The organism is Streptomyces sp. NPDC053513, from assembly GCF_044544765.1.
Lineage (GTDB): Bacteria > Actinomycetota > Actinomycetes > Streptomycetales > Streptomycetaceae > Streptomyces > Streptomyces litmocidini.
On sequence record NZ_JBITXP010000021.1, the window covers coordinates 59,907 to 81,184 of the forward strand.

22 protein-coding genes are annotated in these 21,278 nt (G+C 71.4%); 9 read left to right on the top strand and 13 right to left on the bottom strand.

Annotated features, from left to right (window positions below; genetic code table 11):
* Positions 1-142 precede the first annotated feature (142 nt).
* The gene (locus ACIGW4_RS28610) at positions 143-934 is read right to left on the bottom strand and encodes a VOC family protein (protein ID WP_359590770.1); all 792 of its coding nucleotides are present in this window, start codon (positions 932-934) and stop codon (positions 143-145) included.
* A gap of 282 nt (positions 935-1,216) precedes the next feature.
* On the opposite strand from ACIGW4_RS28610, the gene ACIGW4_RS28615 reads away from it, so the two are divergent.
* On the top strand, positions 1,217-1,864 hold the full coding sequence (locus ACIGW4_RS28615; RefSeq protein ID WP_030691742.1) for a TetR family transcriptional regulator: 648 nt from the start codon (positions 1,217-1,219) through the stop codon (positions 1,862-1,864).
* Positions 1,865-2,156: 292 nt separating this feature from the next.
* Here ACIGW4_RS28615 and ACIGW4_RS28620 read toward each other — a convergent pair whose 3' ends face one another.
* Both ACIGW4_RS28620 and ACIGW4_RS28625 read right to left on the bottom strand, forming a co-directional pair.
* Entirely contained in the window at positions 2,157-2,627 is a 471-nt protein-coding gene (locus ACIGW4_RS28620; protein WP_123459034.1) for a nitroreductase family deazaflavin-dependent oxidoreductase, read from the bottom strand.
* Positions 2,628-3,779, bottom strand: a complete 1,152-nt coding sequence (locus ACIGW4_RS28625) for an acyl-CoA dehydrogenase family protein (protein WP_399583651.1) — start codon at positions 3,777-3,779, stop codon at positions 2,628-2,630.
* Between the two features lie 106 nt (positions 3,780-3,885).
* Between ACIGW4_RS28625 and ACIGW4_RS28630 the strand changes: the two genes are divergently transcribed.
* The 4 genes from ACIGW4_RS28630 to ACIGW4_RS28645 all read left to right on the top strand — a co-directional run bounded on the left by ACIGW4_RS28630 (position 3,886) and on the right by ACIGW4_RS28645 (position 8,473).
* Complete coding sequence (locus ACIGW4_RS28630; RefSeq protein ID WP_399583654.1) at positions 3,886-5,049, top strand: thiolase C-terminal domain-containing protein; 1,164 nt, start codon at positions 3,886-3,888, stop codon at positions 5,047-5,049.
* A 121-nt stretch (positions 5,050-5,170) separates the two neighbouring features.
* Complete coding sequence (locus tag ACIGW4_RS28635) at positions 5,171-6,424, top strand: FAD-dependent monooxygenase (protein WP_399583657.1); 1,254 nt, start codon at positions 5,171-5,173, stop codon at positions 6,422-6,424.
* On the top strand, positions 6,421-7,074 hold the full coding sequence (locus ACIGW4_RS28640) for a pyridoxal 5'-phosphate synthase (protein WP_399583660.1): 654 nt from the start codon (positions 6,421-6,423) through the stop codon (positions 7,072-7,074). Before ACIGW4_RS28635 ends, ACIGW4_RS28640 begins: the two co-directional genes overlap by 4 nt.
* 106 nt (positions 7,075-7,180) lie before the next feature.
* Positions 7,181-8,473: a phosphatidylserine/phosphatidylglycerophosphate/cardiolipin synthase family protein gene (locus ACIGW4_RS28645; protein WP_398712517.1), complete on the top strand. Its 1,293-nt coding sequence runs from the start codon at positions 7,181-7,183 to the stop codon at positions 8,471-8,473.
* Positions 8,474-8,497: 24 nt separating this feature from the next.
* Here ACIGW4_RS28645 and ACIGW4_RS28650 read toward each other — a convergent pair whose 3' ends face one another.
* The 4 genes from ACIGW4_RS28650 to ACIGW4_RS28665 all read right to left on the bottom strand — a co-directional run bounded on the left by ACIGW4_RS28650 (position 8,498) and on the right by ACIGW4_RS28665 (position 13,347).
* Positions 8,498-10,387, bottom strand: a complete 1,890-nt coding sequence (locus ACIGW4_RS28650; RefSeq protein ID WP_398712518.1) for an AMP-dependent synthetase/ligase — start codon at positions 10,385-10,387, stop codon at positions 8,498-8,500.
* Positions 10,388-10,493: 106 nt separating this feature from the next.
* A complete protein-coding gene (locus ACIGW4_RS28655; RefSeq protein ID WP_359590759.1) occupies positions 10,494-11,162 on the bottom strand; it encodes a TetR/AcrR family transcriptional regulator in 669 nt (222 codons plus the stop codon).
* A gap of 102 nt (positions 11,163-11,264) precedes the next feature.
* Positions 11,265-12,596, bottom strand: a complete 1,332-nt coding sequence (locus tag ACIGW4_RS28660; protein ID WP_185094939.1) for a dicarboxylate/amino acid:cation symporter — start codon at positions 12,594-12,596, stop codon at positions 11,265-11,267.
* 484 nt (positions 12,597-13,080) lie between these two features.
* On the bottom strand, positions 13,081-13,347 hold the full coding sequence (locus ACIGW4_RS28665) for a DUF4229 domain-containing protein (RefSeq protein WP_123459027.1): 267 nt from the start codon (positions 13,345-13,347) through the stop codon (positions 13,081-13,083).
* A gap of 135 nt (positions 13,348-13,482) precedes the next feature.
* On the opposite strand from ACIGW4_RS28665, the gene ACIGW4_RS28670 reads away from it, so the two are divergent.
* Complete coding sequence (locus ACIGW4_RS28670; RefSeq protein ID WP_359590758.1) at positions 13,483-14,016, top strand: GNAT family N-acetyltransferase; 534 nt, start codon at positions 13,483-13,485, stop codon at positions 14,014-14,016.
* 85 nt (positions 14,017-14,101) lie between these two features.
* Here the strand turns inward: ACIGW4_RS28670 and mqnE are convergent, their stop codons facing one another.
* Entirely contained in the window at positions 14,102-15,265 is a 1,164-nt protein-coding gene (mqnE, locus tag ACIGW4_RS28675; RefSeq protein WP_123459025.1) for an aminofutalosine synthase MqnE, read from the bottom strand.
* A 49-nt stretch (positions 15,266-15,314) separates the two neighbouring features.
* Positions 15,315-15,770, bottom strand: coding sequence for an Lrp/AsnC family transcriptional regulator (locus ACIGW4_RS28680; RefSeq protein WP_030691729.1), 456 nt, complete (start codon positions 15,768-15,770; stop codon positions 15,315-15,317).
* Between the two features lie 112 nt (positions 15,771-15,882).
* On the opposite strand from ACIGW4_RS28680, the gene ACIGW4_RS28685 reads away from it, so the two are divergent.
* Entirely contained in the window at positions 15,883-16,020 is a 138-nt protein-coding gene (locus ACIGW4_RS28685) for a hypothetical protein (RefSeq protein ID WP_185094938.1), read from the top strand.
* Here the strand turns inward: ACIGW4_RS28685 and ACIGW4_RS28690 are convergent.
* Genes ACIGW4_RS28690 through ACIGW4_RS28700 form a run of 3 tightly spaced genes read right to left on the bottom strand, consistent with a single transcriptional unit; the run spans position 16,017 to position 19,066 of the window.
* On the bottom strand, positions 16,017-16,685 hold the full coding sequence (locus ACIGW4_RS28690; RefSeq protein ID WP_123459024.1) for a UbiX family flavin prenyltransferase: 669 nt from the start codon (positions 16,683-16,685) through the stop codon (positions 16,017-16,019). The two genes, ACIGW4_RS28685 and ACIGW4_RS28690, sit on opposite strands and share 4 nt — an antisense overlap.
* A gap of 30 nt (positions 16,686-16,715) precedes the next feature.
* Complete coding sequence (gene mqnP / locus ACIGW4_RS28695) at positions 16,716-17,618, bottom strand: menaquinone biosynthesis prenyltransferase MqnP (RefSeq protein WP_399583671.1); 903 nt, start codon at positions 17,616-17,618, stop codon at positions 16,716-16,718.
* Positions 17,615-19,066, bottom strand: a complete 1,452-nt coding sequence (locus ACIGW4_RS28700; RefSeq protein WP_359590757.1) for a menaquinone biosynthesis decarboxylase — start codon at positions 19,064-19,066, stop codon at positions 17,615-17,617. Before ACIGW4_RS28700 ends, mqnP begins: the two co-directional genes overlap by 4 nt.
* An 89-nt stretch (positions 19,067-19,155) precedes the next feature.
* Between ACIGW4_RS28700 and ACIGW4_RS28705 the strand changes: the two genes are divergently transcribed.
* Together ACIGW4_RS28705 and ACIGW4_RS28710 are read left to right on the top strand one after the other, a co-directional pair.
* Positions 19,156-19,557 carry a PLD nuclease N-terminal domain-containing protein gene (locus tag ACIGW4_RS28705; RefSeq protein WP_123459022.1) on the top strand — a complete coding sequence of 134 codons (402 nt, stop codon included), beginning with the start codon at positions 19,156-19,158 and terminating at the stop codon, positions 19,555-19,557.
* A complete protein-coding gene (locus ACIGW4_RS28710; RefSeq protein WP_398712524.1) occupies positions 19,557-20,438 on the top strand; it encodes a LysR family transcriptional regulator in 882 nt (293 codons plus the stop codon). Before ACIGW4_RS28705 ends, ACIGW4_RS28710 begins: the two co-directional genes overlap by 1 nt.
* Here ACIGW4_RS28710 and ACIGW4_RS28715 read toward each other — a convergent pair.
* Positions 20,344-21,267 (bottom strand): DMT family transporter, encoded by a 924-nt coding sequence (locus tag ACIGW4_RS28715; protein WP_399583675.1) that lies wholly within the window; start codon positions 21,265-21,267, stop codon positions 20,344-20,346. The genes ACIGW4_RS28710 and ACIGW4_RS28715 overlap by 95 nt on opposite strands.
* Between the last annotated feature and the right edge of the window lie 11 nt (positions 21,268-21,278).

Genomic DNA, 21,278 nt, shown 5'->3' on the forward strand with positions numbered 1-21,278 from the left:
CGGGCCATGAGGGTACGGCCCCGTGGCCCTGATTCTTCCTGTCCGAGGGCCCGGTTGCGAACCCGGGGGCGGATCGGGGTGTCATACGCCATACCGGGGTGCTGCGGTACGGGGTGCACCGGCCGGTACAGCCGGGGACGGATCAGTCCTTAGCGGATCGTTTCGGCTCCGCGCGGACGGCGAAGCGGGCCCCCTGGTTGTCGTGGAGGACGGCGACGCGGCCGTGCGGGGTGTCGAAGGCCGGGGTGGCGATCCGGCCGCCGAGCCGGACGGTGGTCTCGCAGGCCTCGTCGCAGTCGGCGACGGCGAAGTGCACGAGGACGTGGCCGGGCATCTCGGCGGGGAAGTCGTCGGTGATGACGGCCCGGCCGCCGAAGGCGTCGGCGCCGCCGGGCCGGGAGCCGGGCGGGGACCAGACCCGGTAGTCGAAGCCGGCGTCCCGGCCCTCCTCGGCGGCGTCGGCCTGGCGGCCGAGGTAGCCGAAGACGGTGGCGTAGAAGGTGTCGACGGCGTCGGGGCGGCGGGTGTAGACCTCCATCCAGCAGAAGGCGCCCGGCTCGTTCGTGACCTCGAAGCCGTCGTCGTCGCCCTCCTGGCGGAGGCCGAAGACCGCGCCGCCGGGGTCGGCGGCGAGCGCGTAGACGCCGAACGGGCCGACGGGGTACGGCTCCATGACCATCTGTCCGCCCGCGGCCTTGATCCGGGCGGCGAGGGTCCCGGCGTCCTCGGTGGCGAGGTAGAGGGTCCAGGTGGTGGGCATGCGCCCGTCCCGCTTGGGGACGAGTCCGGCGACCCGGCGGCCGTCGAGGAGGGCCTCGTCGCGGTCGGGGTCGAAGGTCCAGCCGAAGAGCTCGCCGTAGAAGCGCTTGCCCGCCTCGAGGTCGGGAAGCTGTGCGTCCACCCAGCACGGGGTGCCCTCAGTACGTACGGCCATGTCACCACGCTAGGGCGGAGGGGGCCGCCCCGCACGCCCCGATATGCGAACAAAAGGGCGATTCATCGGGTCGGAGCCCTTGTGGCGCTTGCGTCGTCCGCCGTCCCCGTCCGCGGCCCGCCCATGAGCCTGTTCGGGTACGGGCCCCCGCCCCGGCGGCGAGGTGGCCGGAACCGTCCCTCCGCTCCGGCGCGGGCACCCGCGCCGACCTCGCAGAACGGGGTGCACCCCATTTGCAGTCGGCCGAATCGCGCGCTGATCCCCCCTCGGTAAGCTGACGGCATGACAGGACAAGTACGCACCGTCGACGGCCGCGTGGCCGGACGACGCGGTCAGGCGACGCGGCAGAAGCTGCTCGACTGCCTCGGTGAGATGCTCAGCTCCTCGCCCTACCGGGACGTCAAGGTCATCGATGTGGCCCGGAAGGCGGGTACTTCACCCGCGACGTTCTATCAGTACTTCCCGGACGTCGAGGGAGCGGTCCTCGAGATCGCGGAGGAAATGGCCAAGGAGGGCGCCGCGTTGACCGAGCTGGTCAGCGGTCGCTCCTGGGTCGGCAAGGCCGGATGGCAGACCTCGGAGGAACTCGTCGAGGGCTTCCTGGACTTCTGGCGGAAGCACGACGCGATCCTGCGGGTCGTGGACCTCGGCGCCGCCGAGGGCGACAAGCGGTTCTACAAGATCCGCATGAAGATCCTGAACTCGGTCACCAACTCCCTCACGGACGCGGTGAAGGAGCTCCAGAGCAAGGGAAAGGTCGACAAGGACGTCAGCCCCGCCGCGATGGCCGGCTCCCTGGTGGCGATGCTGGCCTCGGTCGCCGGCCACCAGAAGGGCTTCCAGACCTGGGGTGTGAAGCAGGCCGAACTCAAGCCGAACCTGGCGCTGTTGGTGCACCTGGGCATCACGGGCAAGAAGCCGACCAGGTAGCGCCGGCCCTTCCTTCACCCGTCCTGTCGTCGACGCCGACGGCGACCCGCCCCCGCCCGACCGGGGCCGGGCCCGCCGTCGGCGTCGCCGTGTCCGGGCCTGACGTGTCCGAGCCCGTCGTGGACGAGCCCGCCGTGGACGAGCCCGCCGTGTCTGGACCCGTCGTGGCCGAACCCGGCGACGATTCCCCTCGACCCGACGCGGCCCGGAGCAGCCCGACGCGGCCCGGAGCAGCCCGTCGCGGCCCCCGCCCGGCGCGCCCCGGCGCGGTGCCCCCGCCACCCGCCGCCCGCTATCTGCGCGTGAGCCGGAAGAGCCGGATCTCCCGCTCGATCCGTGCCTGGTACGTGGCGTACGGCGGCCAGAACTCCAGCGCCGCCTTCCAGGCCGCCGCCCGTTCCTCGCCCGTGAGCAGCTCCGCCCGTACGGGCACGTCCTCGCCCCGCCAGTTGATCTCGACGTCGGGATGGGCGAGCAGGTTCGCCGTCCAGGCCGGGTGGCCCGGGCGGCCGAAGTTGGAGCCGACGAGGAGCCAGCGGCCGTCCCCCTCCGGCATGCAGGCGAGCGGGGTGACCCGTGGCCGCCCGCTCCTCGCGCCCCGGGCGGTGAGGACGACCCCGGGCAGCATCCGTGCGCTGAGCAGTACTTTTCCCCTGGTCAGCCGGTGCACGGCCCGGTCCATGGCCGGGATGAGGTGCGGGGCGACCTTGGCGAAGGTCCGGGTGGAGGACACCTTCTGCACGAGCTTCCGTCCGGCGGGCATCTACGCCGCCTCCTCTCCGAGAAGTCCGGTCCGTTCCGCCGCCCGGGCGCGCAGCCGGCGGGCGGGGCCGAAGAGCAGTTCGTCGGAGGCGGCCCGTTCGAAGTACGGGTGCGCCTCCTCGTCCCGGACGAGGGCCTCCTCGGCGGCGGCGCGCAGCGCCTCCAGGGCGTGGGCGAGGGCGAGCGGGCCGCCCTCGGAGCCGGGTGCGCGGGCCGCGCAGTACGTCAGTGAGCGGGCCGTGCCGACCTGGACGCAGAGGTCGGCGAGGCGGTGCCGGGCGGCGGACCGTTCGCGGGAACGGACGCGCCCGACGGCGTGGTCGAGGGCGGCCGCGGCGGCGCCGACGGCCTCGGCGGCCAGCATCGCGGCGGCGGCGCGGCCGGTGGCTGCGAGGGCGCCGAGGACGTCGGCGGGTTCCTCGCCGAGGAGTTCGGCGCCGGTGTCCCGGAACTGGACGGTGGCCCGGGGCCGGGTGGGGTCGAGGGCGGGCTGCCGGGTCCGTACGAGTCCGGGGGCGTCCGCGGGGACGAGGAAGAGGAGCGTACGGCTGCGGGCGAAGCCGCCGGTGTGGGCGGCGACGAGGAGCAGTCCGGCGGTGTGCCCGTCGAGGACCTGGGCGGCCTCGCCGTAGAGGCGCCAGCCGCCGTCCGTCGCGCGCGCGGCCTGGATGCCGCCGGCCCGGCCGCCGCCCGACCAGTCGCCGTCGGCGTTGTCGCCGGTGAGGCCGAGGGCGAGGGCGGTGCCGGAGGGGACGGCGAGGGCGCAGGTGAGGGTGGAGCCGGCGACGCGCGGGAGGAGTTCGGCGCGCTGGGCGGGGGTGCCGAGGGCGGTGAGGAGCGGGGCGGCGAGGACGGTGGTGGCGAGGAGCGGGGAGGGGGCGAGTGCGCGGCCGGTCTCCTCGCAGACGGGGGCGAGCTCGGCGGGGCCGCGGCCGGTGCCTCCGTACTCCTCGGGGAGGGTGAGTCCGGCGAGGCCGAGGGTGCCGGAGAGGCGGGTCCAGAGCGTGGTGCCGCCTCCCTCGGGGGCGGTGGCGGCCGCGTGGTCCTCCCGCGCCCCGGCCCGCTCGCCGAGCAGCTCCCGCAGGGTCCGGCGGATCTCCTGCCGCTCCTCGGTGAGCGGTTCCGTCGGCGGGGCGAATTGCGAGGTGTCCATGGAGCTCCCTCCGTATCTGACGGTGCGTCATGCTAGGGCGGTGCGGGCCGGGTTGCCCAGAGAGGCGCCGGTCCCGATTCGGGAAATCTGATGTACCGTCAGATTCATGCCCACCACCACGCGCAGCTCCCGCCGCGTCGCCGTCGTCGGCGTCTCCCTCTCCGACTGCGGCCGGGTCGACGGGGCCACCCCCTACGCCCTGCACGCCCAGGCCGCCCGCCGCGCCCTCGCGGACAGCGGCCTCGACCGCTCGCTGATCGACGGCCTGGCCTCGGCGGGCCTCGGCACGCTCGCCCCGGTCGAGGTCGCCGAGTACCTGGGCCTGCGCCCCCGCTGGGTGGACTCGACCGCCGTCGGCGGCGCCACCTGGGAGGTCATGGCCGCGCACGCCGCCGACGCCATCGCCGCCGGGCACGCGAACGCGGTCCTGCTGGTGTACGGCTCCACCGCACGCGCCGACATCCGCGCCCGGCGCCGCACCTCGAACCTCTCCTTCGGCTCGCGCGGCCCGCTCCAGTTCGAGGTCCCGTACGGGCACACCCTGATCGCCAAGTACGCGATGGCCGCCCGCCGCCACATGCACGAGTACGGCACGACCCTGGAGCAGCTCGCGGAGGTGGCCGTCCGGGCGCGGGCGAACGCGGCGCTCAACCCGGAGGCGATGTTCCGCGAGCCGATCACCGTCGACGACGTCCTGGACGGGCCGATGATCGCGGACCCGTTCACCAAGCTGCACTGCTGCATCCGCAGCGACGGCGGCTGCGCGGTGCTGCTCGTGGCCGAGGAGTACGTCGAGGACTGCCGCAAGGACCCGGTCTGGGTGCTCGGCGCGGGCGAGCACGTCTCGCACACCACGATGTCGGAGTGGGAGGACTTCACGGTCTCCCCGGCGGCCGTCAGCGGCCGGCTGGCCTTCGAGCGGGCGGGCGTGCGGCCCGCCGACGTCGACGTGGCCGAGATCTACGACGCCTTCACCTACATGACGCTGGTGACCCTGGAGGACCTGGGCTTCTGCGCGAAGGGCGAGGGCGGGGCGTTCGTCCAGGAGAAGGACCGGCTGCCGGTGAACACGGACGGCGGCGGGCTCTCGGCCTGCCACCCGGGGATGCGGGGCCTGTTCCTGCTGGTGGAGGCGGTGCGGCAGCTGCGCGGGGAGGCGCCGGGTCTCCAGGTGCGACGGCCGGACGGCTCGCTTCCGGAGCTGGCGGTGGCCTCGGGGACGGGGGGCTGGTTCTGCTCCTCGGGGACGGTGGTGCTGGGCCGGGGCTGACCCCGCGGGAAGGACCCGCCAAGGAATCTACACAAGCGTCATAGACAACCGTGTAGGACATCCGTATAGTCGTGTCCGCGGGCAGGGCAACGGCCCGCAGGCACCCGACAAGGAGTCCGACATGCAGCGCACCGCCAAGACCGTCCTGATCTCCGGCGCCTCGATCGCCGGCCCCGCCCTCGCCCTGTGGCTGCACCGCTACGGCTTCGTCCCCACCGTCGTCGAGCGCGCCCCCGAACTGCGCACCGGCGGCTACAAGGTCGACATCCGCGGCACCGCGATCGAGGTCTGCCGCCGGATGGGCGTCCTCGACGAGATCCGCGCCAACTCCACTGACATGCGCGGCGGTTCGTACGTCGACGACGCGGGCCGCACCATCGGCGAACTGCCCGCCGACATCTTCGGCGGCCGCGTCGAGGAGGACGACGAGATCATGCGCGGCGAGCTCGCCCGCATCCTGTACGAGCGGACCCGCGAGGACGTCGAGTACGTCTTCGGCGACTCGATCGCCGCCCTCGCGGAAGATGCCGACGGCGTCACCGTCACCTTCGAGAGCGGCACCGTCCGCCGCTTCGACCTGGTCGTCGGCGCCGACGGACTCCACTCCCACACCCGGCGCCTCGCCTTCGGCCCCGAGGAGCGGTTCAAGCGCCACCTCGGCGCGTACATCTCCATCTTCACGGCCCCCAACCACCTGGGCCTGGACCGCTGGGAGACGTACCACGCGCTCCCCGGGAAGCTGGTCTGCGTCTACAGCTCGGCCGGCGAGACCGACGCCAAGAACCTCTTCGTCTTCTCCTCGCCCGAGGAACTCACCCACGACCACCGGGACGTCGACGCGCAGAAGCGCGCCCTCATCGACACCTTCACCGGCGACGGCTGGGAGATCCCCCGCCTCCTCGGACACGCGGCGGAAGCCGACGACTTCTACCTCGACTCCATGTCCCTCGTGAAGATGGACCGCTGGTCGAACGGCCGCGTCGTCCTCCTCGGCGACGCCGCCCACTGCTCCTCCCCCGCCTCCGGCCAGGGCACCGGCCTCGCCCTCATCGGCGCCTACGTCCTGGCGGGCGAACTGGCCCGCGCCGGCGGCGACCACACCGTGGCCTTCGCCCGCTACGAGCGGCACATGAGGCCCGGCGTCGAGCAGAACCAGAAGATGGCCGAGGGCTTCGTCAAGGAGATGGTCGTCGCCTCGAAGTGGAAGATCGCCCTGCGCATGTTCATGGTGCGGACGCTGCCGAAGACCCCCTGGAAGAACCTCATCGCGAAGAAGATCCGCGACGGCATCCAGGCGGCGGCGAACGCGGTCCCGATCGAGGACTACGACACCGGCGCCGCCGCCTCCACCGCACGCCCTACCGTGGCCGCATGACCGACTTCCACCGCGCCCTCCGTTCCCTCCGGGTCTGGGACACCGACCTCCCGTCCTTCGACCCGGCGAGCGCCCCGCCCGAGCCGCTCCCCCTCTTCCACGACTGGTTCACGGCGGCGGCCGCGGCCGGCCAGACCGAGCCGCACACCCTCTCCCTGGCCACCGTGGACGAGGAAGGCCGCCCCGACGTCCGCACGGTGATGCTGCACGACGCCGACGCCCGCGGCTGGCACTTCGCCTCCCACGCCGGCAGCGCCAAGGGCCGCCAGCTCGCCGCCCGCCCCGAGGCCGCGCTCGGCTTCTACTGGCCGGTCCAGGGCCGCCAGGTCCGGATCCGGGGCCACGTCACCGCCGGCACCCCCGAGGAGGCGTACGAGGACCTCCACGCCCGCACCACCGGCGCCCTCGCCGCGGCGCTCGTCGGCCGGCAGAGCGAGGTCCTCGACTCCCCCGACACCCTCGCCGAGGCGAGCGAGGCGGCCTGGCACCGGGCCGAGACCGAACCGGACGCCCCCGCCCCCACCTGGACCCTCTACGTCGTCGAACCGGCCGAGGTCGAGTTCTTCCAGGGCGACGCCCGCCGCCGCCACGTCCGCCTCCGCTACCGCCGCACGGCGGACGGCTGGACCCGCGAACTCCTCTGGCCCTGACCGTTCCTCACGGACCGTTTCCCACGCACCGAACGGGTCCGGAAACCGACGCCACCCCAAGGCCGCCACATGATCGTATGGACGTCCCGCACTCGAAAGGAAGTCCATGCGCATCCGGCACGAACTCCGCTCCGTCTCCCTCGCGGCGGCGCTCCTGACGACCGCCCTCGCGTTCTCCTCCGTGCCCGCCGGCGCCGAAACGGCGGGCACGGAGGGCACGACGGCGGTCACCACCCAGGCCGTCTTCAACAACCCGATCGGCACCACGGCCGAGCAGCGGGCCATCGTCGACAAGCAGATCGAGCTGATCAACGGCGCCCCGGCCGGCTCCCGGATCCGGCTGTCGTACTACTACCTGAACGACTCCACGCTCACGAACGCCCTGACCGCGGCCTACGACCGCGGCGTCCACGTCCAGGCGGTCTTCGACGTCAAGGCCACCGGCTACGCGCTGTACAACACGCTCGCCGCCAAGCTCGGCACCGACACCTCCAAGCCCTCCTGGATCACGAACTGCGGCACCGCCCGCGGCTGCGTCGGCACCCTCTCCAAGGGCGGCGTCGACGCCATCAACCACAACAAGTTCATCCTCTTCACCGAGACGAACGGCACGCCCCGCGTCGTCATGCAGTCCTCGGCGAACCTGCACACCGGCCGCGACGGCTACCTCGGCTGGAACAACGCCCTCGTCCTGACCGGCAACGACGGCATCTACAACGCCTACAACGGCTACTTCGACGACCTCGCCGCCAAGGTCCCGAACAACAACTACTACGACACCGGCCGGGCGCCCGTCGCCTCCGGCAACGCGAAGATCCACTTCTATCCGCGCGCCGCGACCAGCGACTCGGTCTTCTACAACGACCCGAGCGAGGACACGGTCGCCACCGTCCTCGACCACGTCGACTGCTTCGGCAACTCGGTCGTCGGCACCACCGACAACCACCGCACCCGCATCCGCGTCGCCATGACGATCTTCTCCCGCCCCTACCTCGCGGACAAGCTCGTCCAGCTCGACGCCCAGGGCTGCTACGTCGAGGTCGCCCTCACCTACGACGGCACCAACAGCCTCGGCAAGACCTCCCTGGAGAAGCTCCTCGCCAAGACGACCAACGCGTACAACGGCGTCATCACCAAGTACTACTGCGGCAAGGACTCCACCTGGATCCACGACAAGTACCTGCTGGTCGAGGGCAACTACTACGACACCCCCGACCGCAAGATCGTGTGGACCGGCAGCCACAACTGGTCCACCAACTCGCTGCGCCAGAGCGACGAGACGATGCTCCAGTTCGAGGACGCCGCGGTCCACGACGCGTACGTCGCCAACTACAACCGGCTGCGCGCCGCGACCACGCACCAGCCGGCCAACGGCGACGCCGTCGACGCCACCTGCTGACCCCCGCCCGCAGGGGGTGCGCCGCTACGGGCGTGCCCCCTCGGAGCCGTACATCTCCTCGATGTCCCGGGCGAAGTCCCGCAGCACCGCCCGCCGTTTGAGCTTCAGGGACGGCGTCAGATGGCCGGAGGCCTCCGAGAACTCGGTGTTCAGGACGCGGAAGGCCCGGATCGACTCGGCTCGCGAGACCAGCCGGTTGGCGTCGTCCACCCCTCGCTGGAGCGCGGCGAGCAGCTCCGGGTCCCGGGCCAGCTCCCAGAGTGCCAGGTGGTCCTTGCGCCGCATCCGCCGCCAGTGCGTCAGGCCCTCGTGGTCGAGGGTGATCAGGGCCGTGACGTACGGGCGGCCGTCGCCGAGGACCATGCACTGGGCGACCAGCGGGTGGGCGCGCAGCCAGTCCTCCAGCGGGGCGGGGGCCACGTTCTTGCCGGCGGAGGTGACGATGACGTCCTTCTTGCGGCCGGTGATCCGCAGATAGCCGTCCGCGTCGAGCGAGCCCAGGTCCCCGGTGGGGAACCAGCCGTCGTCGGTGTACGGCAGGGCGGCCCCGCGCTGCGCGTCCCAGTAGCCGGCGAAGACGTGGCCGCCCTTGAGCCAGACCTCGCCGTCGTCGGCGATCCGGACGGCCGTGCCCGGCAGGGGCCGGCCGACGGTTCCGGGGCGCGGCCGGCGGGGCGGGGTGACCGTGGAGGCGGCCGTGGTCTCCGTCAGGCCGTACCCCTCGAAGACCTGGACGCCGGCGCCCGCGAAGAACTCGGCGAGCCGGGCGCCGAGCGGGGCGCCGCCGCAGATCACGTACTTCACGCGGCCGCCGAGCGCGTTCCGTATCCGCCGGTAGACCAGCGGGTCGTACAGCGCCCGCGCGGCGCGCAGGGCGAGCGGGGGCGAGGCCTCCCGCCCGTACCGGCGGGCGATCCGGGCGGCCCGGTCGAAGGCGGCGGCCTTCCCGCCGCGCTCGGCGGTGGCGCGGGCCCGGTCGAAGACCTTCTCCAGGACGTACGGGATGGCGAGGAGGAACGTGGGCCGGAAGCCGGCCAGGTCGGTGAGGAGCTCCTCGCCCTCGACGGTGGGGGCGTGCCCGACCCGGACACGGGCGCGGACGCAGCCGACGGCGACCATCCGTCCGAAGACGTGGGAGAGCGGCAGGAAGAGGAGGGTGGCGGCGGGTTCCTCGCTCTCCGAGACGAAGACGGGGTGGAGGAGCCGGACGGCGTTGTCGACCTCGGCGAAGAAGTTGGCGTGGGTGAGGGCGCAGCCCTTGGGGCGGCCGGTGGTGCCGGAGGTGTAGACGAGGGTGGCGAGGGCCTCGGGGGCGAGCAGCCCGCGCCGGGCGGTGACGGTCTCGTCGGCGACGCGCCGCCCGGCCTCCCGCAGCTGCTCGACGGCGCCGGCCCGGATCACCCACAGCTGGGTGAGGCCGGGCAGCTGTCGCCGCTCGGCGGAGACGAGCCGCGCCTGCTCGGCGTCCTCGACGACGCAGGCCGCGGCCCCGGAGTCCTGGAGGATCCAGCGGGTCTGGAAGGCGGAGGAGGTGGGGTGGACGGGGACGGTGACGAGTCCGGCGGCCCAGGCGGCGAAGTCGATCAGGGTCCACTCGTAGGTGGTGCGGGCCATGAGGGCGAGCCGGTCGCCGGGGCGCAGTCCGGCGGCGACGAGCCCTTTGGCGACGGAGTGCACCTCGGCGGCGAAGCGGGAGGCGCTGACGTCGTACCACCGGCCCTCCGCGTCCTTCCGGGAGAAGAGGACGGCCTCGGGGTCCTGCCGGGCGTTGTCGTACGGCAGGTCGGCGAGCGAGCCGCGGGCCACCCGGGGGACGAGCGGGGGGACGGAGGCCTCCCGCACGCGGCCGTCCACCACCACCTTCCGCGGCTCGTCCGGCTCGGGGATCTCGGATGCGGCGGTGACGACGGACACGTGCGGCTCCTCGGTCTGCGCGATGAACTGAGGTCGTGCGTCGGTGCGTTGAGCCCTGAGTCGTCCCGGCTGCGCGTTGAGCCCTGAGGTGTCCCGGCTGCCCGGACTAGCCGGTAACCTTACTGCCCGGTAAGCGCCTGCGGGGAGACCAGCGCTCGCTTTTCATGAGGTTTCCGAGCCCGGCCCAGGCGAAGTTCATCAGCGTCGCGGCGGCCTCCTTCGCCGCCACCCCCGGCGTCTCGTTCGCCCAGCTGGCCAGGGACTCGGCGGACCCGACCAGCGCCTGCGCGAGCGCGTCCACGTCCCGCCCGGTGATCACCACGTCCGCCTCCCCGGCGGCCTCCCCGATCAGCCCCGCCACGAAGCCCACGATCTCGTCCCGCATCCGCGCCACCTCGCCGGCGAACGGCTCCCCCTGCGTCCGCGCCTGCCGACTGAGCACCACCCACGAGTCCGGGTGGTCGGCGGCATACGTGAAGAAGGCGAGCAGCCCCGCCCAGAGCCGCTCGTCCGGCGGCACCTCCGCCCCTCCGACCCCGGCGTCCACGGCCGCGAGCAGGGCCCCCGCCTCACGCCGGATGCAGGCGGTGAACAGCTCCTCCTTGGAGCCCAGGTACAGATAGACCAGGGGCTTGGAGACCCCGGCGAGCTCGGCGATCTCGTCCATGGACGCCGCCTGGTAGCCGTGCCGGGCGAAGCACCGCACGGCCGCGTCCACCATCTGCCGCTCCCGCACCACCCGCGGCAACCGCCGCGCCTTCGCCCCGCCGGCCATGGCGCCCCACCCCTGCTTCCAAGATCCACTGGAATGCCCCGCAGAAGCGTACGTGCCCCCTGCCCGGTCCGGGCAGGGGGCACGTACACGCTTCGCGAGGGGTCAGGCGGCCGCCGCGGCCGGGACCTTCCGGTCGCTGTCGGCGGCCTCGGCCGGCTCGTCGATCGGGGACGAGGAGGCGTGCTCGTACGCCGTGAGGTCGAGGATCTTCTCGCGGGCCGAGACGATCACCGGGACCAGGGCCTGGCCCGCGACGTTCGTGGCCGTCCGCATCATGTCCAGGACCGGGTCGATCGCCATGAGGAGGCCGACGCCCTCCAGGGGGAGGCCCAGGGTCGAGAGGGTCAGGGTGAGCATGACCGTGGCGCCGGTGAGGCCGGCGGTGGCCGCCGAGCCGATGACCGAGACGAAGGCGATCAGCAGGTAGTCGCCGACGCCCAGCTGGACGTCGAAGATCTGCGCGATGAAGATCGCGGCGAGCGCCGGGTAGATCGCGGCGCAGCCGTCCATCTTGGTCGTGGCGCCGAACGGGACGGCGAAGGAGGCGTACTCCTTCGGGACGCCGAGGCGCTCGGTGACCTTCTGGGTGACCGGCATGGTGCCGACGGAGGAGCGGGAGACGAAGGCCAGCTGGATGGCGGGCCAGGCGCCCTTGTAGAACTGGAGCGGGTTGACCTTGGCGACCGTGGCGAGCAGCAGCGGGTAGACGCCGAAGAGGACCAGGGCGCAGCCGACGTAGACGTCGGCGGTGAAGGTCGCGTACTTGCCGATCAGGTCCCAGCCGTAGTCGGCGATGGCGAAGCCGATGAGGCCGACGGTGCCGAGCGGGGCGAGGCGGATGACCCACCACAGGGCCTTCTGGAGGAGCTCCAGGACGGACTCGGAGAGGGTGAGGATCGGCTTGGCGCGGTCGCCGAGCTGGAGGGCGGCGATGCCGGCGACGGCGGCCATGAAGACGATCTGCAGGACGTTCAGCTCGGTGAAGGGCGTGATGACGTCCGTCGGGACGATGCCGGTGAGGAAGTCGAGCCAGGAGCCCTCGTGCTTGGGGAGCTTGCCGTCCTTCGGCGTGAGGCCGGTGCCGGCGCCCGGGTTGGTGATCAGGCCGATCGCGAGGCCGATGGCGACCGCGATGAGCGAGGTGATCATGAACCAGAGCAGCGTGCGGGTGGCGAGGCGGGCGGCGTTGTTCACCTTCCGCAGGTTGGTGATCGACACCAGGATCGCGAAGAAGACGAGGGGCGCGACGGCCAGCTTGAGCAGCTGGACGAAGATGTCACCGATCTGGCCGAGGGTCTCCTTGAGCCAGGCGACGTCCTGGCTGCGGGCGACCCAGCCGAGGAGGGCGCCGAGGGCCAGACCGGCGATGATCTGGGCCCAGAAGGGGACCTTGGGTATCCGGGGCTTCGCCTCGGGCGTCACGGACGCGGACACGGGCACACTCCACAGGTGCGTATCGGGTGAATACGGGGACGGGGGTGCGGCACACACGCGCTGTTCACGCGGGCCGCTGCATGATGCCGGATCAGAAGGCGCGGCAACAGACCGCGGACATACAGCGGCAGAGATCGACGTGCAGGCGCGCCACGAGCGGGGTGCTCGCGGCATCGGAGGGGCGCACTGCTGTCTTCATGTCGAACACGTTAACACTTGAACTTTGAGAACCTCAAAGCCATTCTTTGAGGCCGGAAAACGCCGTTTCACCCTCGAAACGCAGAACACCCCAGGCAGGAGCCTTGGAAGGCCCTACCCGGGGTGGGATGTCTGTGAGGAAGCTTACGCAGCCTTTACGCGGCCCTCGCGCGGTCCTCACGGAGTCCTCGCACGGTCCCTACGCGGTCCTCTTGCGGTCCCCACGCAGTCCTCGCGCAGTCCCCACGCAGTACCCGCACAGCCCCCGCGCGCCGACCGGCGGCTACTACAGCGCGTCCTCCTGGGAGCGGTTCGCGTCCAGCCGGCCCTTGGCGCGCTCGACCTTCGCCACGACCTCCGCGCTCGCCTCGTCCCGCGCCTTGCGCAGGAGCACGAAGCTGAGCGGGGCGGAGACGACGATGGAGAGGAGGAGGACCCAGAGCAGGTTCGAGTCGCCCAGACCGCGCGGCAGCGCGCCGACGTAGACGAGACCCCACAGGGCGAGGAAGCACCCGGCGAAGATCCCGAGCCGCATCAGCGTGTAGCGGAGCATGTCAGTCCAGTCTTCCGTTCCGAAAGATCCCGAAGTTTCCCAGCGGGACGAGCGTCCTCAAGTGAAGCACGCGGCGGCGCCCGATCCGGGACCGGGCCTCTTGAGCACCGGAGAAGTAATGGATACCCTCCCCCCATGACCCTTACGTTCGAGGTGGACCCCGCCGTCGACCCCGCCCTGCGCGACGGAGTGCTCTCCCTCTGGGCCGACGTCTCCAACGCGGGCGGCGCCGTCGGCTTCGTACCTCCCGTCACCCCCGAGGAGATCCGCCCCGCCCTCCTCAAGCACCTGGTCGCCATGGCCGAGGGCGGCACCCGCCTCCTCGTCGGCCGCGACGAGGAGGGCCGGATCGCCGCCACCGCCTTCTTCACCTTCAACACCCACCCGCTGATGACCCACTGGGTGTGGCTCTACACCGTGATGGTCCACCCCCGGCACCAGGGCCGGGGCTACGGCCGCGACCTCATGGCGGCGGTCGAGCACACCGCCCGCACCGCCGAGGGCTTCGAGGCGATCGAGGCGATACGGCTGACCTGCCGGGGCGGCACCGGCGTCGACGGCTTCTACGCCAAGTCCGGCTACAAGGAGGTCGGCCGCGTCCCCGACGCGATCCGGGTCGCCCCCGGGGACGACCGCGACGACATCATCATGCTGCTGCCGCTGCGGTGAGCGGCCCGACGGGCACGCACGAGGAAGGGCCGGCGGGGATGCCCCGCCGGCCCTTCCTCATGCCGTCCGCGTCACGCCGTCCGCGTCAGACCCGCATCGGCTGCGGCGACTCGCGCCGGTCCGCGTCCGGGCCCGGGTACTCGCGGATGATCTCGTACCGCGTGTTCCGCTCGACCGGCCGGAAGCCCGCGTCGCGGATCAGTTCGAGCAGGTCCTCGCGGCCCAGCTTGTTCGGCGTGCCGTAGTTGTCGGCGTCGTGCGTGATCTTGTACTCGACGACCGAGCCGTCCATGTCGTCGGCGCCGTGCTGGAGCGCCAGCTGCGCCGTCTGGACGCCGTGCATGACCCAGAAGACCTTGACGTGCGGCACGTTGTCGAAGAGCAGCCGGGAGACCGCGAAGGTCTTCAGGGCCTCGGCGCCGGTCGCCATCGTGGTGCGGGCCTGGAGCCTGTTGCGGACCTTGCCGTCCTGCATGTCCACGAAGTCGTGCTGGTAGCGCAGCGGGATGAAGACCTGGAAGCCGCCGGTCTCGTCCTGGAGCTCGCGGAGCCGGAGCACGTGGTCCACGCGGTGGCGCGGCTCCTCGATGTGCCCGTAGAGCATCGTGCACGGGGTCTTCAGACCCTTCTCGTGCGCGAGGCGGTGGATCCGGGACCAGTCCTCCCAGTGGGTCTTGTGGTCCACGATGTGCTGCCGGACCTCCCAGTCGAAGATCTCGGCGCCGCCGCCGGTCAGCGACTCCAGGCCGGCCTCGATCAGCTCGTCGAGGATCTCGGAGGCGGAGAGCCCGGAGATCGTCTCGAAGTGGTGGATCTCGGTCGCGGTGAACGCCTTGAGGGAGACGTTCGGCAGGGCCTTCTTGAGCTCGGAGAGGGAGCGCGGGTAGTAGCGCCAGGGCAGGTTGGGGTGGAGCCCGTTGACGATGTGGAGCTCGGTGAGGTTCTCGTTCTCCATCGCCTTCGCGAGGCGCACGGCCTCCTCGATGCGCATGGTGTACGCGTCCTTCTCGCCCGGCTTGCGCTGGAAGGAGCAGTAGGCGCAGGAGGCGGTGCAGACGTTGGTCATGTTCAGATGCCGGTTGACATTGAAGTGGACCACGTCGCCGTTCTTGCGGGTCCGGACCTCGTGGGCCAGACCGCCGAGCCAGGCGAGGTCGTCGGACTCGTACAGGGCGATGCCGTCCTCACGGCTCAGCCGCTCACCGTCCCGGACCTTCTGCTCAAGTTCGCGCTTGAGTCCCGCGTCCATGTACGGCCGCCTCCCTTTGTCTCCGAATCAAGCTCCACCCACCGTACTCTCAGCCCTCCTCGGGCAGCTCCCCGACCCGGTTCTCCCACTTGGTGGAGAGCACGATCGTCGTACGGGTGCGGGAGACACCCTTGGTGCCGGAGAGGCGGCGGATCGTCTTCTCCAGGCCGTCGACGTCGTTCGCGCGCACCTTGAGCATGAAGGAGTCGTCGCCGGCGATGAACCAGCAGTCCTCGATCTCGGCGAGGTCCTTCAGCCGGCGGGCCACGTCCTCGTGGTCGGCGGCGTCGGAGAGCGAGATGCCGATGAGGGCGGTGACGCCGAGGCCGAGCGAGGCGGCGTTCACGGTGGCGCGGTAGCCGGTGATGACTCCGGCGGCCTCGAGACGGTTGATGCGGTCGGTGACGGAGGGGCCGGAGAGCCCGACGAGCCGGCCGAGCTCGGCGTACGAGGCGCGGCCGTTCTCGCGCAGAGCCTGGATGAGCTGCCTGTCCACGGCGTCCATAAAGAGGAACCTTCCATTGTCCAGCGATACCGCGAGTATAGGTATAGAATCTAAGGCGCACAGGGGCGACACCCTGTGAATCTTTCAACAGATCAAAGATGATCTTTCAGGAGTGGTGATCACCGTGTACACGATCGAGATGGCCTACGCCCGCATGCGTGAGCTGCAGGAGCTGGCCGACCGCTCGCGTGCCCACCGGACGTCCGCCGCCTCGAAGCGCGCCGCCAAGAAGGCCGCGAAGAAGCGCTAATCCGTACGGGAAGCTCCACCGAGCTCTCCCTCCCAACGGCGGTACAGCCGGTGCGGCACCCCTGCCGCGTCGAGCACCCGCCCGGCGACGAAGTCCACCAGATCCTGGATGTGCGTCGCCCCCGCGTAGAACGCCGGAGAGGCGGGCAGCACCACGGCGCCCGCCTCGTCCAGCGCCACCATGTGCTTGAGCGTCTGTCCGTTCAGCGGGGTCTCCCGCACCGCGACCACCAGCGGGCGCCGCTCCTTCAGCGTCACGCTCGCGACCCGCTGCAGCAGGTCCTTCGAGAGCCCGAGCGCCACTCCCGCCACCGCGGCGGTCGAGGCCGGCACCACCAGCATCCCCTTCGCCGGGTACGAACCGGAGGACGGCCCCGCGGCCAGGTCCCCGGCCGCCCAGTACCGCACGTCACCCACGTCCACGGTGAACGCGTCCGGCTTCCCGTCCGCGCCCCGCGCCAGCCAGGCCGCCAGGTCCTCGCGCCAGTGCGCGTCCCGGAAGGCGATCCCCGTCTCGTCGAGCAGCGTCAGCCGCGAGGCCCGCGACACGACGAGGTCGACGCTCTCCCCCGCGGCGAGCAGCCCCCTGAGCACGGCGGCGGCGTACGGCGTACCCGACGCCCCGGAAACCCCCACGATCCAGGGGGTGCGCTTGCCGTCGTTCATGGCGCCGAGCCTATCCGCCATCGGCCGGGCCTACGGGGTGAGCCCGCGGACCAGCAGATCGAGCAGCGCGCACACGAACAGGCTGATGCCGATGAAGCCGTTCGTCGTGAAGAACGCCCTGTTCAGCCGGGACAGGTCGTGCGGCTTCACGATCGTGTGCTCGTAGCCGAAGGCGACGACCACGACGACCAGGCCGATCCAGAAGAAGAGGCCCGCGTCCGTCAGCAGCGCGTACCAGACCAGCAGGCCCGTGGTGACGACCGCCGAGGCGCGGGCGCCCCACAGCGCCGCCGGGACTCCGAAGCGGGCCGGCACCGACATCACACCGTGCGCCCGGTCCGCCTGCACGTCCTGGCAGGCGAAGATCAGGTCGAAGCCGCCGATCCAGACGCCCACCGCCAGGCCCAGGACGACCGCGTCCCAGGACCACTCGCCGGTCACCGCGAGCCACGCGCCGATCGGCCCGATGGACTGCGCGAGACCGAGGATGGCGTGCGGGAAGTTGGTGAACCTCTTCCCGTACGGATAGACGACCATCGGGACGACGGCCAGCGGCGCGAGCGCCAGGCAGAGCGGGTTCAGCAGGGCGGCGGCGCCGAGGAAGACGACGACCGCGATCCCCGCCCCGGTCCACGCCGAACGCACGGACACCACGCCGGTCACCAGCTCCCGCCCGGCCGTCCGCGGATTGCGCGCGTCGATCTCGCGGTCGATGATCCGGTTGCAGGCCATGGCGAAGGTCCGCAGGCCCACCATGCAGACGGTGACGAGGAAGAGCGTCCACCAGTGGATGTTCCTGTCCAGCCGGTACATCGCGGTGAGCGAGGCGATGTAGGCGAAGGGCAGCGCGAAGACCGAGTGCTCGATCATCACGAGCCGCAGGAAGGCTTTGGTACGGCCCGGCTGGGCGCCGGGCACGGCAGCCGTGGTCACAGCCCGTACTCCTTCCAGCGGCGGTCCACCAGGGCCGCCGTCGCCGGGTCCGACTCCACCATGTCCGGCCAGCCGCCGTCCCGGGTGTAGCCCTCCTCGGGCAGCTTCTTCGTGGCGTCGATACCGGCCTTGCCGCCCCAGAACTGCTGGTAGGAGGCGTGGTCCAGGTGGTCCACCGGCCCCTCGACGACCGTCAGGTCGCGGGAGTAGTCCGTGTTCCCCAGGGCCCGCCAGGACACCTCGTGCAGGTCGTGCACGTCGCAGTCCTTGTCGACCACGATGATCAGCTTGGTCAGCGACATCATGTGCGCGCCCCAGATGGCGTGCATGACCTTCTGCGCGTGCTTCGGGTACTTCTTGTCGATCGAGACGATCGCGCAGTTGTGGAAGCCGCCCGACTCCGGCAGGTGGTAGTCGACGATGTCCGGGACGATGATCTTGAGGAGCGGCAGGAAGAACCGCTCCGTCGCCCGCCCCAGCGGCCCGTCCTCGGTCGGCGGGCGCCCCACGACGATCGACTGCAGCAGCGGGCGCTTCCGCATCGTGATGCAGTCGATCGTCAGCGCGGGGAACGGCTCCTGCGGGGTGTAGAAGCCGGTGTGGTCGCCGAAGGGCCCCTCCGGCAGCATCTCGCCCGGCTCCAGCCAGCCCTCGACCACGACCTCGGCCTGCGCCGGGACCTGGAGCGGGACGGTCTTGCAGTCGACCATCTCGATCCGCTTGCCCTGCACGAAGCCGGCGAAGAGGTACTCGTCGATGTCGCCGGGGAGCGGGGCGGTGGAGGCGTACGTGACGGCCGGCGGGCAGCCGAAGGCGATGGCGACCGGCAGCCGCTCGCCCTTCGCGGCGGCCACCGCGTAGTGGTTGCGGCTGTCCTTGTGGATCTGCCAGTGCATGCCGATGGTGCGCTTGTCGTGCCGCTGGAGCCGGTAGAGGCCCAGGTTCCGCACGCCGGTCTCGGGGTGCTTGGTGTGGGTGAGGCCCAGGTTGAAGAAGGACCCGCCGTCCTTGGGCCAGGTGAACAGCGCGGGGAGGAGGTCGAGGTCGACGTCGTCCCCGGTGAGGACGACCTCCTGGACCGGGGCCTCCTTCACCTTCTTCGGCGGCACGTGGACCATCGAGCCCAGCTTCCCGAAGGCCTCGCGGACCCCGACGAAGCCGTGCGGCAGCTCCGGCTTGAGGAGCCCGCCGATCTTCTCGCTGATCTCGCCGTACGACTTCAGGCCGAGCGCCTTGAGCAGCCGGCGGTCCGTCCCGAAGACGTTCATCGCGAGCGGCATGGCGGAGCCCTTGACGTTCTCGAAGAGGAGCGCGGGACCTCCCGCCTTGTTCACCCGGTCGACGATCTCCCCGACCTCCAGGTACGGGTCGACTTCGGCCTTGATGCGCTTGAGGTCGCCTTCGCGTTCCAGGGCCCTGAGCAGCGAGCGGAGATCGTCGTAAGCCATAGGGGCCAGTATCCGCCACGGGCTAGGCTTGGCCTGTCACCGGGGCCGCCTCGACCGGCCCCGCCGCTGCTTCCAGGGGGCCGCACCACATGCTCAGGGCACTGATGTACATCCTGCCGCTGGCGCTGACGATCTACGCCTTCATCGACTGCCTGAACACCCCCGAGGACGAGGCCAGGCACCTGCCGAAGGTGGTCTGGGTCATCATCATCCTGCTGTTCTGGATCGTGGGCCCGATCGTCTGGTTCGCCGCCGGCAAGATGCGCCGCGCGCCCGCCGGAGGCCGTACGCCTTCCGAGTGGCACCGCAACCACCGGCACGAGTGGGTCGCCCCGGACGACAACCCGGAATTCCTGAAGTCCCTCCGCGAGGAGAACAAGAAGGACGAGGCCCTCCTCAAGGACTGGGAGGCGGACCTGCGCCGCCGCGAGGAGGAGCTGAAGAGGCGCGAGCAGGGCAAGTCCGGCGAGGACACGGGGGCCGAGGGCTGATGGAGCTGCGGCTCCTGGCGACCTTCGAGAAGGTGGCCGACGTCCTCTCCTTCACCCGGGCGGCCACGGAACTCGGCTACGCCCAGTCGAGCGTGACGGCCCAGATCAGGTCCCTCGAATCCTCCCTCGGGGTGGACCTCTTCGAGCGCCTCGGCAGCCGCATCCGCCTGACGGAGGCCGGCGAGCGGCTCCTGCCGTACGCCCACCGGATGACGGAGCTGGCCGAGGAGGCCCGCACGGCCGTCGCGGCCACGGCCGAACCCTCGGGCCCGATCGCCGTCGGCACGATGGAGTCGCTCACCTCCTACCGGCTGCCGCCGCTCCTGGAGTACTTCCACCACCGCTACCCGAAGGTGCGGCTGACGCTCCGGCCCACGCTCGGCGACGAGACCCGGAAGGCGCTGCGGCAGGGCACGTACGACGTCGGTTTCCTGATGGAGCCGGAGACGGAGCACGAGGGCCTGGAGACGGAGGTCCTCGCCCCGGAGCCGCTGGTCCTGGTGGCGCCCCCGGGCCACGCCCTCACCGCTCGTACGTCCCTGACGAACGCGGACCTGGCGGAGATCCGGTTGCTCGGCACCGAGCCCGGCTGCTCGTACCGCGACCTGTTCGAGGCGGAGCTGCGGGAGTGGGCGCCGCCGTTCATGGAGTTCGGCACGATCGAGGCGACGAAGCGGGGCGTGGCGGCGGGCCTGGGGGTGACGCTGCTGCCGAGGGTGACGGTGGCGGAGGAGCTGGCGTCCGGGGCGCTGGTGGAACTGCCCTGGGAGGCCCCGTTCACCCTCTTCACGCAGCTCGCGTGGCGGCGGGGGAAGCGGCTTCCGGCGCACGTGCGACTGTTCGTGGAGCAGGCGCGGCGGCTCGTGCGAGAGTCACCCTGAGGCTGGCGAGGACGATCAGCGGGACGCCGAGCGCCTGGACGAGCCCGATGTGGTGCCCGTACACCGCCCAGTCGACGCCCATGGCGACGGCGGGGTAGGTGAAGGCGAGGACGGCGATCTTGGCGGTGGGCAGCTTGGCGTAGGCGGCGTACATGAGCACGTACATCAGGCCGGTGTGGATGAACCCGAGCCCGACGAGCCAGCCCCAGCCGCCCCCGCCGAGGCCCCCGAGGCCTCCGAGGTCGACGAAGGGGAGCAGCAGCGGCATCCCCACCAGCACCTGGACGAGCGCGATCAGATGGGGCCGCACGCCGGTGATCCGCTTGGTGACGAAGGTCGCGAGGGCGTAGAGCACGGCGGCGACGAGCGCGAAGCCGAGCCCCTTGAGGGAGGCGGTGTCCCCCGGCCTGACGCCGGAGACGAGCACGAGCCCGACGAAGGCGAGGGCGAGCCACCCGAGCTTGCCCGCGGAGATCCGCTCCCTCGTGAACAGGGCCCCGAGCAGCACGAGGAAGAACGGCTGCGTGTGGTAGACGACGGTGGCGAGCGAGATGGAACTGGCCTCGTACGCCTCGAACAGGAACACCCAGTTGAAGACGATGAACACCCCGCCGAGCGCGGCGAGCCCCAGCTTCCCGGCCGTGAACCCGTGCCCGGTGAAGAACCCCCGGACGAGGCTGTAGGCGCCGAGCGTGAGGGCCCCGAAGAGGCACCGGAAGAACACCACCTCGAAGGGCGAGGCGCCGGACTCGACGACGAAGACTCCGAGGGTGCCGGAGAGCACCATGGCGAGGGTCAGTTCAAGGGTTCCCCTGGTCTCGTTTCTCATGGGAACGACGC